This window comes from Streptomyces griseosporeus, from assembly GCF_014656055.1.
In the GTDB taxonomy this organism is placed as follows: domain Bacteria; phylum Actinomycetota; class Actinomycetes; order Streptomycetales; family Streptomycetaceae; genus Streptomyces; species Streptomyces griseosporeus.
On sequence record NZ_BNBR01000005.1, the window covers coordinates 687,706 to 700,492 of the forward strand.

The 12,787-nt window shown below is 71.3% G+C and carries 12 protein-coding genes; 7 read left to right on the forward strand and 5 right to left on the reverse strand.

The annotated features are described in order from the left end of the window. Window positions 1-7: 7 nt before the first annotated feature. Window positions 8-1,669 (reverse strand): threonine/serine exporter family protein, encoded by a 1,662-nt coding sequence (locus IE308_RS26245; protein WP_190219781.1) that lies wholly within the window; start codon window positions 1,667-1,669, stop codon window positions 8-10. A gap of 138 nt (window positions 1,670-1,807) precedes the next feature. Continuing rightward, window positions 1,808-2,299 carry an inorganic diphosphatase gene (locus tag IE308_RS26250; protein ID WP_029381130.1) on the reverse strand — a complete coding sequence of 164 codons (492 nt, stop codon included), beginning with the start codon at window positions 2,297-2,299 and terminating at the stop codon, window positions 1,808-1,810. A gap of 79 nt (window positions 2,300-2,378) precedes the next feature. On the opposite strand from IE308_RS26250, the gene dacB reads away from it, so the two are divergent. From dacB to IE308_RS26285, 7 genes are all read left to right on the forward strand, one after another. Further along, window positions 2,379-3,992 (forward strand): D-alanyl-D-alanine carboxypeptidase/D-alanyl-D-alanine endopeptidase, encoded by a 1,614-nt coding sequence (gene dacB / locus IE308_RS26255; protein ID WP_190219782.1) that lies wholly within the window; start codon window positions 2,379-2,381, stop codon window positions 3,990-3,992. A gap of 171 nt (window positions 3,993-4,163) precedes the next feature. Then, window positions 4,164-5,288 carry an Rv3626c family coenzyme F420 biosynthesis-associated protein gene (locus IE308_RS26260; RefSeq protein WP_110629553.1) on the forward strand — a complete coding sequence of 375 codons (1,125 nt, stop codon included), beginning with the start codon at window positions 4,164-4,166 and terminating at the stop codon, window positions 5,286-5,288. Between the two features lie 192 nt (window positions 5,289-5,480). After that, window positions 5,481-6,560: a tRNA lysidine(34) synthetase TilS gene (tilS, locus tag IE308_RS26265; RefSeq protein ID WP_110629554.1), complete on the forward strand. Its 1,080-nt coding sequence runs from the start codon at window positions 5,481-5,483 to the stop codon at window positions 6,558-6,560. 76 nt (window positions 6,561-6,636) lie between these two features. Further along, window positions 6,637-7,197, forward strand: a complete 561-nt coding sequence (hpt, locus tag IE308_RS26270; protein ID WP_110629555.1) for a hypoxanthine phosphoribosyltransferase — start codon at window positions 6,637-6,639, stop codon at window positions 7,195-7,197. A 184-nt stretch (window positions 7,198-7,381) separates the two neighbouring features. Beyond that, window positions 7,382-9,418 carry an ATP-dependent zinc metalloprotease FtsH gene (gene ftsH / locus IE308_RS26275; RefSeq protein ID WP_110629556.1) on the forward strand — a complete coding sequence of 679 codons (2,037 nt, stop codon included), beginning with the start codon at window positions 7,382-7,384 and terminating at the stop codon, window positions 9,416-9,418. 136 nt (window positions 9,419-9,554) lie between these two features. Continuing rightward, window positions 9,555-10,160 carry a GTP cyclohydrolase I FolE gene (gene folE, locus IE308_RS26280; RefSeq protein WP_110629557.1) on the forward strand — a complete coding sequence of 202 codons (606 nt, stop codon included), beginning with the start codon at window positions 9,555-9,557 and terminating at the stop codon, window positions 10,158-10,160. Window positions 10,161-10,269: 109 nt separating this feature from the next. Beyond that, window positions 10,270-11,223 (forward strand): hypothetical protein, encoded by a 954-nt coding sequence (locus tag IE308_RS26285; protein WP_229909097.1) that lies wholly within the window; start codon window positions 10,270-10,272, stop codon window positions 11,221-11,223. Between the two features lie 2 nt (window positions 11,224-11,225). Here IE308_RS26285 and IE308_RS26290 read toward each other — a convergent pair whose 3' ends face one another. The 3 genes from IE308_RS26290 to folB are packed head-to-tail and all read right to left on the reverse strand — an operon-like array spanning window position 11,226 to window position 12,728. Beyond that, window positions 11,226-11,714 (reverse strand): DUF3180 domain-containing protein, encoded by a 489-nt coding sequence (locus IE308_RS26290; RefSeq protein ID WP_110629558.1) that lies wholly within the window; start codon window positions 11,712-11,714, stop codon window positions 11,226-11,228. A gap of 49 nt (window positions 11,715-11,763) precedes the next feature. Next, a complete protein-coding gene (gene folK, locus IE308_RS26295) occupies window positions 11,764-12,372 on the reverse strand; it encodes a 2-amino-4-hydroxy-6-hydroxymethyldihydropteridine diphosphokinase (RefSeq protein WP_110629559.1) in 609 nt (202 codons plus the stop codon). Next, window positions 12,369-12,728: a dihydroneopterin aldolase gene (gene folB / locus IE308_RS26300; RefSeq protein ID WP_110629560.1), complete on the reverse strand. Its 360-nt coding sequence runs from the start codon at window positions 12,726-12,728 to the stop codon at window positions 12,369-12,371. The genes folK and folB overlap by 4 nt, the downstream gene beginning before the upstream one ends. Window positions 12,729-12,787 lie beyond the last annotated feature (59 nt).

A 12,787-nucleotide genomic window follows, 5' to 3' on the forward strand; every position in this document is an offset into this window, starting at 1 on the left:
CCCCCCGCTAGAAGCCCCGCGTCCGCTTCGCCGCCCGCCGCTTCTCCGCCGAGCCCACCCGGAGGAACAGCCGGGAGATCTCCGACCCGAGGTGCACCCCGATCGCGATGGCCATGGCCAGCGCCGCCGCCTTGGTCAGCGACACGAGCCCCTTGTCCACCTCGCTCTGCGCGATGGACAGCAGTCCGAAGTACGTCGACGAACCCGGCAGCAGCGGCCCGATCGCCGCGGTGGTGTACGGCAGCGCGGAGGCGAACCGGTACCGCGACAGCAACTGCCCGAACAGCCCCACCAGGCCCGCCGCGACGGCCGTCGAGGCGACTGGCGAGATGTGGCCGGTGTAGTGCAGCGCGCCGTACACCGACCAGGCGACACCGCCGTTCAGCGTCACGGCCAGCACGGTGGACCGCTCCTGCTGGAGCAGCACCGCGAAGGTGAGCGACAGCAGCATCGACGCGCCGATCTGCCACAGCGGCCGCTTCTCGATGCTCAGCGCCGCGTCGGGGTTGAGGTGCGCCCCCAGCTGCACGCCCAGATAGAGCACCACCAGCACGCCGATGACGATGCCGACGAAGAAGTACAGGACCTCCAGCAGCCGCGCCGACGCCGTGATGTAGAAGCCGGTCAGGCCGTCCTGCACGCCCGCCACCAGCGCCCGCCCGGGCAGCAGCGCGAACAGCCCACCGGTGATGACCGCGGACGCCTTCACGTCGACGTGCGCCAGCGTCAGCGTCACCCCGATCGCGGCTGGGGGCATCGCGGCCACCGTGAACTGGTAGAACTCCGGCAGCCCGCGCCCCGCGCACAGCCACGCCAGCCGGTCGCCGAGCATCGCGCCGAGCGCCGCCGCGAAGAAGACGATCACGTCACCGCCGACCAGCACGGAGGCCGCGGCGGCGAGCAGCCCGCTGGCCGAGGTCAGCACCCACGTCGGGTACGGGTGCCGGTTGCGCCGGATCTCCGCGAGCCGCCGGTAGGCCTCCTCCAGCGAGACATGGGTCTCCGGGTCGCTGAGGTCGTCCACCAGCCGGAACACTGCCGCCAGCCGCGTGTAGTCGGTGCCGCGCCGCCGTACCGTCCGGGACGCCGTCACCGGGTCCTCCACCAGCGACGGCTGGTAGGAGATCGCCAGCAGGGTGAAGGTGACGTTCGGCTCGCAGCGGTCCAGGCCGTAGGAGCGGCACACGGCGAACATCGCCGCCTCCACGTCCTCCGCGCCCTCGCCGCCCGCGAGCAGCAGCTCGCCGATACGCAGGGTCAGGTCGAGGACGCGCGGGACGGCCGGGCCGCCCTCCTCGGCCCGCTGCACGGGCTCGGGCGCCGGCCGCTCGGCCACCGGCATGCGCAGCATCGTGCGCATCCGGTCCTGCCACGGGATGTCCTTGGTGAGACTGACCGCCGGTATGCCGCCGGCCGGCGTGAACATCGGCGGGGCGCTCTTGGAGCTGTACGTGCTCGGCGGGCTGAACGCCGACCCCTCGGGCTCGGCCGCCGGCGGGTGCGGCACGTCCAGCCCCTTGGGCAGCGCGAACTCCGACGTCGTCTCCGACTCGCCGCCCGCCTTCGGCACCGCGAGCCCGTCCGGCACGGCGAACTCCGACGTGATCTCCGGGTCGTAGCTGCTCCGCGCCTCGTCCGACTGCGGCTTGCGGTCCTCCGCCTCCGTCACTTCCGCAGCACTCCCTCTACGACACCTGCGCCACGCCTCAGTATGCGCACAGACACCAGTACCCACCTGCCCCCGGATACGCGGACGGGCCGCACGCGTGCGCGTGCGGCCCGTCACACGGCCTGAGGCGAGGGGGGCTCAGTGGCCGCCCTGCTCCTTGAAGCGCTTGTACGACCGCTCGATCTCGGCCTCGGCGTCGGTACGGCCCACCCAGTTGGCGCCCTCGACGGACTTGCCGGGCTCCAGGTCCTTGTACACCTCGAAGAAGTGCTGGATCTCCAGGCGGTCGAACTCGGAGACGTGGTGGATGTCGCGCAGGTGCTCCACGCGCGGGTCCGTCGCCGGGACGCACAGCAGCTTGTCGTCGCCGCCCGCCTCGTCGGTCATGCGGAACATGCCGATCGCGCGGCAGCGGATCAGACAGCCCGGGAAGGTGGGCTCGTCCAGAATGACCAGCGCGTCGAGCGGGTCGCCGTCCTCGCCGAGGGTGTTCTCGACGAAGCCGTAGTCGGTCGGGTAGGCGGTCGAGGTGAAGAGTCGACGGTCCAGGCGGATCCGGCCGGTCTCGTGGTCCACCTCGTACTTGTTCCGCGAACCCTTCGGGATCTCGATCGTGACGTCGAACTCCACCGGTGGCTCCTCCATGATCAGCACATACTTCGGGTGATTAAGTGTCCCTCACGCAGGTGTGTGATCGCGAAAGGGGCTGGTGGTCGTGCCAGAACTGAGGCCTTGGCGGGTCGCGGGACCGCACGTGGCGCGGGTCGCCGCCGCCGTACGACCGCGTCTCGCACGAGCCGCGACGGTGGCCCGGCCGCGGGTCACACGGCTCGCGCAGGCCGCGAAACCGCAGCTCAGGCGGGTGACGCGGCCGAACACCATCAAGACCTGGCAGTACACCGCGGGCGCCGCCACCGCCGGTCTGGCACTGGCCGCCGGTGTGGTGTCCGCCGCGGGTCCCTGGGACGCCACGGGTCAGCGTACGGCCGAGCGGGAGTGGGCCGCCGCCCAGCAGCGCACGGGTGGCGCAGATCACGGCCGTACCCCCCGTACGAGCGCCGGGGGACCCCGGCCCGCCCCCAGCGCCCCCACGGTCCTCACCGGCCTCGGCGGCGCCACGACCGCCGTCCAGGCCGGCCCGAAGGCCCCGAACCTGCCCGGCGGCAAGGCCCTCGCGGGCGTCCTCGGCCCGCTGCTGAAGGACCCCGGCCTCGGCGCCCGCCACACCGCCTCCGTCGTCGACGTCGCCACCGGCCGGCCCCTCTACGGCGCGGGCGCCGACCAGGCGCTGATCCCCGCCTCCACCACCAAGATCGCCACCGCCGTCGCCGCGCTGTCCGCGCTCGGCGCCGACCACCGCTTCACCACCCGCGCCGCGCTGGAACCCGACACCCGGGAACTCGTCCTGGTCGGCGGCGGCGACCCCACCCTGACCGCCCGCCCGAACGCCGGCGGCTGGGCCGGCCTGCGCGCCCTGGCCGCGGACACGGCCGCCGCACTGCACAAGCGGGGCATGCGCCAGGTGACGCTGTCGTACGACACGACACTCTTCACCGGACCGCAGGTTCACCCCATCGGGGTCAACCCCAACCTCGCCCCCGTCACCGCCCTCACGGCCGACGAGGGCCGCACCGACGGCTCCAGCAGCGGACCGGCACCCCGGGTCGCCGACCCGGCGGCCGACGCCACCCGCAAGTTCGCCGACTTCCTGGCGCAGCACGGCATCAAGACCACCGCGCCCGGCCCCTCCAAGGCCACCGGCCGCGCCCAGACCCTGGCGACCGTCTCCTCGCCGCCGCTCTCCGCCCTCGTCGAGCGCATGCTCACCAACAGCGACAACGACATCGCCGAGGTCCTGGCCCGCCAGACCGCCGTGGCGACCGGGCAGCGCGCCGACTTCACCGGCGGCGGCCGCGCCGTCGAGGCCCAGCTGAAGAAACTGGGCCTCCCGCTGGCCGGCGCCGCCTTCCACGACGGCAGCGGCCTCGACCGCGCCGACCGGCTCACCGCCGGCCTGCTCACCGCACTGCTCGCCAAGTCCGGCGACCCCGCCCGCCCCGAACTCCGCCCGGTCCTCACCGGCCTGCCCGTGGCCGGCTTCACCGGCACGCTGAGCAGCCGCTACACCGACGGCGCGGCCGGCGTCGTACGCGCCAAGACCGGCACCCTGACCGGCGTCAACACCCTGGCCGGCACGGTCGTCGACCAGGACGGCCGCCTCCTGGCCTTCGCCTTCCTCTCCTCGGAGACGACGGACCCGGCGGCGGCCCAGAAGGCCCTGGACAAGGCGGCGACGACCTTGGCGAGCTGCGGCTGCCGGTGAGCCCGGCCGGCCGGCAACGCCGGGTGCGCGGCGGCATGTCGCGGCCGCCGCAGGCCGGGGGCCGCCGCCCCGGCCCCCGCGCCGGTCCACCGCCCCTCCACCGAACAGCTGAGCCACCCCCACGCCCCCGCAGCCCTGCCCCCGAGGCCGGTGCTCACGTACGGTTGACGCATGACGAGCATCGGTGGAGCCGAGATGGTCGACTGGAATCTCGCGGTGGCGACCGCGACCCGGCTCGTGCGGCCGGGCCCCGAGGTGAGCCGCGACGAGGCCCGGGCCGTCGTCGCGGAACTGCGCCGGCACGCGAAAGCCTCGGAGGAGCACGTCCGGGGCTTCACTCGTATGGGCACCGACATCGAACACGACACCCCGGTCCTCGTCGTCGACCGCCCCGGCTGGGTGCGGGCGAACGTCGCCGGCTTCCGGGAACTCCTCAAGCCCCTCCTGGAGAAGATGCAGGAGCGCCGCGGCAACAGCCCCGGCGGCGCGATGCTCGGCGCCGTCGGCGGCAAGGTGACCGGCGTCGAACTCGGCATGCTGCTGTCGTTCCTGGCCTCCCGCGTCCTCGGCCAGTACGAGACGTTCGCCCCCGACACCCGCGACCTGCCCGCCGGCGAGAACGGCGGCGGCCGGCTGCTGCTCGTCGCCCCCAACATCGTGCACGTCGAGCGCGAACTCGACGTACAGCCCCACGACTTCCGCCTGTGGGTGTGCCTGCACGAGGAGACCCACCGCACCCAGTTCTCCGCGGTGCCCTGGCTCCGCGACCACCTCGAGGGCGAGATCCAGTCATTCCTCGCGGAGACCGACGTCGACCCGATGACCGTGCTGGAACGCATCCGCGAGGCCGCCCAGTCGCTGGCCGGCGGCCGTCCCGAGGGCGAGGAGGACGACGGCGGCCGCTCCCTGGTCGAGCTGGTGCAGACGCCCGCCCAGCGCGAGATCCTCGGCCGCCTCACCGCCGTGATGTCCCTCCTGGAGGGCCACGCCGACTTCGTCATGGACGGCGTCGGCCCCGAGGTCGTACCGACCGTCGCCGAGATCCGCGAGAAGTTCCAGCAGCGCCGCGCCAAGGGTGCCTCCCGACTCGACCTCGCCCTGCGCAAGCTGCTCGGCCTGGACGCCAAACTGAGGCAGTACCGCGACGGCGAACGCTTCGTGCGGGCCGTCGTCGACGAGGTCGGCATGGACGGCTTCAACCGCGTGTGGACCTCGCCCAACACCCTCCCCACCAAGGCGGAGATCGCCAAACCGGCGGACTGGGTCGCACGGGTGCACCGCAAGCCGGAGGCGTGAACCGCCGGGCCACGGTCGTGAAACACATTCGGCCGACGGCAGGCGAACGCCCCTCCAATCACCCGTCCGAGGGACCGTGAGCCGTGGACAGGCGTGCAATGCTCAGGGAACCGCCCGTTTCTGTCACCATCTACACACTCTGAGTGACCGACACGGGCTCACCCCCCGAAAACTTCATGAAGGGAACCGGACATGGGTCCCCATCCTGCGGTCGCGGCGATACGCCTGGCGGTCCGCCGCGTCCTCCACGACCTCCTCACCGAACACAGCACCGAGCGCCACCGGGACCGGGGCAGCGCCCCCGGCAGCGCCCAGACCTCCCCCGAGCCGCCCCGCACAGCGCCGCACACGCCCCCGCAGCCGCCGCTCGTCCTCGTGGCCTGCTCCGGCGGCGCCGACTCCATGGCGCTCGCCTCCGCCCTCGCCTTCGAAGCCCCCCGGCTCGGCATCCGGGCCGGCGGCGTCACCGTCGACCACGGACTCCAGCCCGGCTCCGACACCCGCGCTGCGGAAGTCGTCCTGCGCCTGCGCGAACTCGGCCTCGACCCCGTCGAGTCCGCCGCCGTCACCGTCGGCCGCGACGGCGGCCCCGAGGCCGCCGCCCGGGACGCCCGCTACGCCGCCCTCGACGCCGCCGCCGAACGCCTCGGCGCCACCGCGATCCTGCTCGGACACACCCGCGACGACCAGGCCGAGACCGTCCTCCTCGGCCTCGCGCGAGGTTCCGGCACGCGCTCCCTGTCCGGAATGGCCGCGGTCTCGGGGGCCGGCGGCCGTTACCGGCGCCCCTTCCTCGAACTCGACCGGCAGACCGCCCGCAAGGCCTGCATGGTCCAGTCCCTGCCCGTCTGGGACGACCCGCACAACAGCGACCCCGCCTACACCCGCTCCCGGCTGCGCCACGAAGGCCTGCCCGCCCTGGAGAAATGCCTCGGCAAGGGCGTCGTCGAGGCCCTCGCCCGCACGGCCCAGCTCTCCCGCGACGACGCCGACGCCCTCGACGCCTGGGCCGGCCAGGCCGAGGCCACCGTCCGCGACGCCGCCGGCCTGCTCGAGTGCGCCAAGCTCTACGCCCTGCCGCCCGCCGTACGGCGCCGGATCCTGCGCCGCGCCGCCATCGAGGCCGGCGCCCCGGCCGGCTCCCTCTTCGCCCGGCACATCGAAGAGGTCGACCGGCTGATCACCGGCTGGCGCGGCCAGAAGGCCATCAATCTGCCCGGCAAAGTCGTCGCCCAGCGGCAGGGTGGCAGACTGGTGATTCGGCAAGGCTGAATCCGGAGCTCCCACCGGCCGCCCACTACGGGCACCGGAGGTCCGGGCAGGCCGGTGGGACGACCGACCGAAAGTGATGCGGGTGGACGCGAAAGACATGGGTGCCGACCTCAAGCAGGTACTCATCACCAAGGAAGAGATCGACGCGAAGCTGGCCGAGCTGGCCGCGAAGATCGACGCGGAGTACGCGGGCAAGGACCTGCTCATCGTCGGCGTCCTCAAGGGCGCGGTGATGGTCATGGCCGACCTCGCCCGGGCGCTGTCCACCGCCGTCACCATGGACTGGATGGCCGTGTCCTCCTACGGCGCGGGCACCCAGTCCTCCGGCGTCGTGCGGATCCTCAAGGACCTCGACACCGACATCAAGGGCAAGCACGTCCTGATCGTCGAGGACATCATCGACTCCGGCCTGACCCTGTCCTGGCTGATCAACAACCTCGGCTCGCGCGAGCCCGCCTCGCTGAAGGTGTGCACGCTGCTGCGCAAGCCGGACGCCGCCAAGGTCGCCATCGACGTCGAATGGGTCGGCTTCGACATCCCGAACGAGTTCGTCGTCGGCTACGGCCTGGACTACGCCGAGAAGTACCGCAACCTCCCGTTCGTCGGTACGCTCGCGCCCCACGTCTACGGCGGCTGACACCGTGATGTAGGCCGGTGTGCGGCGGTCGGGAACCCCGGCCGCCCGTGCACCGTTGGAGCATGCAGACGGGAATGCCAGCCCTACCGTGCGGCTTCGGGCCACAATGCTGGGGTACCGTCAGAAGAACTGTCTTATCAAACTCACTATGGCAGGAGGGACGGGGCGGCACCGCTCCGTGTGGATGGACGTGAAGCGATACTTCCGTGGGCCGGTCATGTGGATCGTGCTGGCCGTCCTTGCCGTGGTCGTGTTGATGCAGGTCGTCGGCTCGTCCGGCGGCTACAAGACGGTGGACACGGGTCAGGTTGTCCAGGCGATCAACCAGAACAAGGTCGAGTCGGCCAAGCTCACCACCGGCGACGAGCAGACCATCAAGGTCACCCTCAAGGACGGCTACAAGGTCAAGGGCAGCTCGAAGATCCAGGCGAGCTACATCGGCGACCAGGGCGTGTCCGTCGCCAGCACGCTGCAGAACAAGTTCGAGCAGAAGCAGATCCCGGACGGCTACACGGTCTCGCCGTCCAAGCAGAACCCGTTCGTCGGGATCCTGCTCTCCCTGCTCCCCTTCGTCCTCATCGTCGTCGTGTTCCTGTTCCTGATGAATCAGATGCAGGGCGGCGGCTCCCGGGTGATGAACTTCGGCAAGTCGAAGGCCAAGCTCATCACCAAGGACACCCCCAAGACGACCTTCTCGGACGTCGCGGGCTGCGACGAGGCCGTCGAGGAACTCCAGGAGATCAAGGAGTTCCTCCAGGAACCGGCGAAGTTCCAGGCCGTCGGCGCCAAGATCCCCAAGGGCGTGCTGCTCTACGGCCGCCCCGGTACCGGCAAGACCCTGCTCGCGCGCGCCGTCGCCGGCGAGGCGGGCGTCCCCTTCTACTCGATCTCCGGCTCCGACTTCGTCGAGATGTTCGTCGGCGTCGGTGCCTCCCGGGTGCGTGACCTCTTCGAGCAGGCCAAGGCGAACGCCCCGGCGATCGTCTTCGTCGACGAGATCGACGCGGTCGGCCGCCACCGCGGCGCCGGCCTCGGCGGCGGTCACGACGAGCGCGAGCAGACCCTGAACCAGCTGCTCGTCGAGATGGACGGCTTCGACGTCAAGGGCGGCGTGATCCTCATCGCCGCGACCAACCGGCCCGACATCCTCGACCCGGCGCTGCTGCGCCCGGGCCGCTTCGACCGGCAGATCGCGGTCGACCCGCCGGACCTCCAGGGCCGCCTGGAGATCCTCAAGGTCCACCAGAAGGGCAAGCCGGTCGCGCCCGACGTCGACCTCAACGCCGTCGCGCGCCGCACCCCCGGCATGACCGGTGCCGATCTGGCGAACGTGCTGAACGAGGCCGCCCTGCTGACGGCCCGCAGCAACCAGAAGCTGATCGACAACAAGATGCTGGACGAGGCGATCGACCGCGTCGTGGCCGGACCGCAGAAGCGGACCCGGATCATGTCGGACAAGGAAAAGAAGATCACCGCGTACCACGAGGGCGGTCACGCCCTGGTCGCGGCGGCCTCCCCGAACTCCGACCCGGTGCACAAGATCACCATCCTGTCCCGCGGCCGGGCCCTCGGCTACACGATGGTCCTGCCCGACGAGGACAAGTACTCCACCACCCGCAACGAGATGCTCGACCAGCTCGCCTACATGCTGGGCGGCCGTGCGGCGGAGGAACTGGTCTTCCACGACCCGACCACCGGCGCCGCCAACGACATCGAGAAGGCCACCAACGTGGCCCGCGCGATGGTCACCCAGTACGGCATGACCGAGCGCCTCGGCGCCATCAAGTTCGGCGGCGACAACAGCGAGCCCTTCCTCGGCCGTGAGATGGCTCACCAGCGCGACTACTCCGAGGAGGTCGCCGCGCTGGTGGACGAGGAGGTCAAGAAGCTGATCGAGAACGCGCACAACGAGGCCTGGGAGATCCTGGTCGAGAACCGCGACGTCCTCGACAACCTCGTCCTGGCCCTCCTGGAGAAGGAGACCCTGGGCAAGGAGGAGATCGCCGAGATCTTCGCCCCGATCGTCAAGCGCCCGCCGCGGCCCGCGTGGACCGGCTCCTCGCGGCGCACCCCGTCCACCCGTCCGCCGGTGCTCTCCCCCAAGGAGCTCGCCCTGACGAACGGCGCCAACGGCGCGACCGCGGCGATCAGCACCGCCAAGTCCACGGCGACGGAGTCGGCCCCGGCCGAGCCGGCCACCGAGGACCGCACGGACACCTGACGCCGCCCCGGTCACACCGGGCCCGGAATGGATGCCGCGCCCCCCTGGTTCTAGCCTGGGGGGCGCGGCATCGTCGTATGTCCGCAGTGAGGGCGCGTGACCCCTACGCGCGAAAGGCACAGGAACGAGGCACCAGATGACCGACCCCGTGACGCTGGACGGCGAAGGCCCCATCGGCGAGTTCGACGAGAAGCGCGCCGAGAACGCCGTACGCGAACTGCTGATCGCGGTCGGCGAGGACCCGGACCGCGAAGGCCTCCGCGAGACGCCGGCGCGGGTGGCGCGGGCGTACAAGGAGCTCCTGGCCGGGCTGAGGCAGCAGCCGGAAGAAGTTCTGACGACGACGTTCGACCTCGGCCACGACGAGATGGTCCTGGTCAAGGACATCGAGATCGTCAGTCTGTGCGAGCACCATCTCCTGCCCTTCCACGGTGTCGCGCACGTCGGATACATCCCCGCGGAGACCGGCAAGATCACCGGCCTGTCGAAGCTGGCCCGTCTTGTCGAGGTGTTCGCCCGTCGTCCGCAGGTGCAGGAACGTCTCACCACGCAGGTCGCAGACTCGCTGATGCGCATTCTGGAGGCGCGCGGGGCGATCGTCGTCATCGAGGCGGAGCACATGTGCATGTCCGTGCGCGGCATCCGCAAGCCTGGCGCCAAGACCACGACGTCGGCGGTGCGTGGCCAGCTCCGGGACTCCACGACCCGTGCCGAGGCGATGAGCCTGATACTCGCCAAGTGACCTGATTGTCAGTGGCGCCCGATACCGTCCTCGATCGGTGGATCATTCGCTGGTCGAGGGGGATCGCGCGATGTGGTGCGGGTTACCGAGCAAACAGACCGTGAACGTCGTGGGCGGGCGTCTGCGCGCGCGGGACGTGTCGGTGGGCTGCCGCGTCTGGACCATGGACGGATCACGCACCGTCCAGACCACGGTTGCGGAGGTGGCGGCCGCCGAAGCCCGTCACCTTGTGGATGTGGTGACCGACCACGCGACGTTCACGGTCGCTCCCGAGCAGCTGCTGGGCAGCCCGGACGGTTGGGTCCACGCGCACGACGCCGCAGGCACGGTCCTGGCCTGGACGCCCGCCCGGAAGCTGTGCCGCGAGCGACTGACCGTGAGACCGGGCTATGACCTCGGGTACCTCGTGGGGGCCACATGCTCCGACGGGACCGTGGGCAAGAACTACGTCTCGCTGGTGGTCAACGACCGGGCGTTCGCCGAGCGGTATGCGAAGTCCCTGCTCGGCGCCACCGGCCTTGCGGCCCGGGTGCAGGCCGTTGTTCGCCCCTCCGGGTATCTGCAGCGGGAGGCGCCGGGATTCCGCGTCCGTGTGGTGTCGTCGTATCTGGCCGATCTGATGCGGCAGTACACCGGTGGCGACGCCCACCATCAGCGGCAGCGGTTCCCCCGTGTCGTCCTGCACGACCGGGACACCTTCGAGGGCTTCCTGGACGGCTACACGGACGGTGACGGATTCCGGTCGAAACGGTGGTCCGGCCGGGTGCTCGTCAGTGCCAACGTGCCGTTCCTGGCCGAGCTGGCCGGTGTGATCGGTGCCAGGTTCACGCCCCGTACCGCCGGACTGGCATCCCACCTGGTCGTGGTCGACAACTGGCCGTCACGTGGCACGTTCCGGCCCGACCGGCACCCTCTGGAACTCATCGAGTCGTCCTGGACCGAGGTGCGGGAAGTACGGCCGCGCAGAGCCGCGGGAACCAAGCCGTTCACGCTGTACAGCTACCGCCTGGAGCCGTACCCGGACTTCCTGGTGCACGGCCACCTCGCCCGTCAGCCCTGGTGAGGTCACGCCGCGGAGGCCGCCCCCTTGTTGTGGTCGTCGTCGTCCTCGGGGAGCTTGCAGACGCGTTCCAGGAAGAGTGCCGCCGCTATCACCGCGATGCCTGCCAGGACCGAGAAGCCGGCGTAGATGGCCTGGTCGCGGCGGGTGGGGATGTCGAGGAACTCCAGCAGGAAGACGCCCGTGCCGCCGTACATGCCGGCGACGAGGGCCGCGACCAGGGCGCTGGCCTGGCCGAAGACGACCGCGCGGGCCGCCATCAGGGGGTCGACACCCTTGGCCTCGGGGCGGCGCTCGCGCTGGGCCTTCAGGCGGGCGCGCAGGGAGACGGCCGTGGCGAGCAGCACGACGGCGATCAGGGCGAGGACGATCGGGGCGGCCAGCGGGACGCGGGGGAGTGTCCCCACCGCGTTCCACAGGCGGGCGCCCGCCCAGGAGAGCACTCCGGCGACGACGAACACGCCGACCAGCACCCTGATGCGCAGCTCTTTCACGGTGTTCCTTCAGCTCCCCGGACGTGGTGGGTCGTCTTGACCTTAACGACTACTCGGGCAGCCGGAGTTCCAGGTCGGCGCGGGGCGCCACGCCCTCGCGGCCGACGGCGCCGAGCAGGTCGGCGACGGGGCCGCGGCCGGGCAGCTGGGCCTCGGGGTCCACGTCGTGCCAGGGGGCCAGCACGAAGGCGCGTTCGTGGGCGCGCGGGTGGGGCAGGGTGAGCCGCGGGTCGTCGGAGACGACGGAGGCGTACGCCACGATGTCGACGTCGAGGGTGCGCGGGCCCCAGCGCTCGTCGCGGACGCGGTGGAAGGCCTCCTCCACGGCGTGTGCCCGCTCCAGCAGGGAGGACGGGGGCAGGGTCGTCTTGAGGACGACGACCGCGTTGAAGTAGGAGGGCTGGCTGCCGGGCTCCACGCCCCACGGCTCCGTCTCGTACACCGGGGAGACCGCCTTGACGCGCACGCCGGGGGTGTCCTCAAGGGCGTCGACGGCGCCCTGGAGGTTCTCCAGCCGGTTGCCGAGGTTGGAGCCGAGCGCGATCACGGCCCGCTGCGGGTTCTGCAGGGTGGTGTCGGCGGCGTCGACCCTCTCGACGACGGAGGCGGGTACCGGCTGGACGGTCGGGTCGATGGGACCTTGCGTGAACGCGGTCATACACGGCTCCGGGTGATGGTGACGGTCACGTCGTCGAAGGGGACCGTGATCGGCGCGTCCGGTTTGTGGACGCGGACCTCGACCTCCTCGACCCCTTCGTGCTTCAGACAGGCCTGGGCGATGCGCTCGGCGAGGGTCTCGATGAGGTTGACGGGTTCGCCCTCGACGACCGCCACGACCTCCTCGGCCACGATGCCGTAGTGCACGGTCTTCGCCAGGTCGTCGTCGGCCGCGGCCGGGCGGGTGTCCAGGCCCAGGACGAGGTCCACGATGAAGGTCTGGCCCTCCTCGCGCTCCTTGGGGAACACACCGTGGTGCCCGCGGGCCTTCAGGCCGCGCAGCGCGACACGATCCACGCGAATCACTCCTGCAATCGTCGGTAGCGGCCGGTGCGTGCCGAGTGCGGGCGGCACTC

Bases quoted from the DNA above. Each gene is read 5' to 3' on its own strand.
- folE (WP_110629557.1), top strand. From the start codon at position 9,555: ATGACCGACCCCGTGACGCTGGACGGCGAAGGCCCCATCGGCGAGTTC.
- folK (WP_110629559.1), bottom strand. From the start codon at position 12,372: ATGACCGCGTTCACGCAAGGTCCCATCGACCCGACCGTCCAGCCGGTA.
- hpt (WP_110629555.1), top strand. From the start codon at position 6,637: ATGCGGGTGGACGCGAAAGACATGGGTGCCGACCTCAAGCAGGTACTC.
- ftsH (WP_110629556.1), top strand. From the start codon at position 7,382: ATGGACGTGAAGCGATACTTCCGTGGGCCGGTCATGTGGATCGTGCTG.
- IE308_RS26260 (WP_110629553.1), top strand. From the start codon at position 4,164: ATGACGAGCATCGGTGGAGCCGAGATGGTCGACTGGAATCTCGCGGTG.
- tilS (WP_110629554.1), top strand. From the start codon at position 5,481: ATGGGTCCCCATCCTGCGGTCGCGGCGATACGCCTGGCGGTCCGCCGC.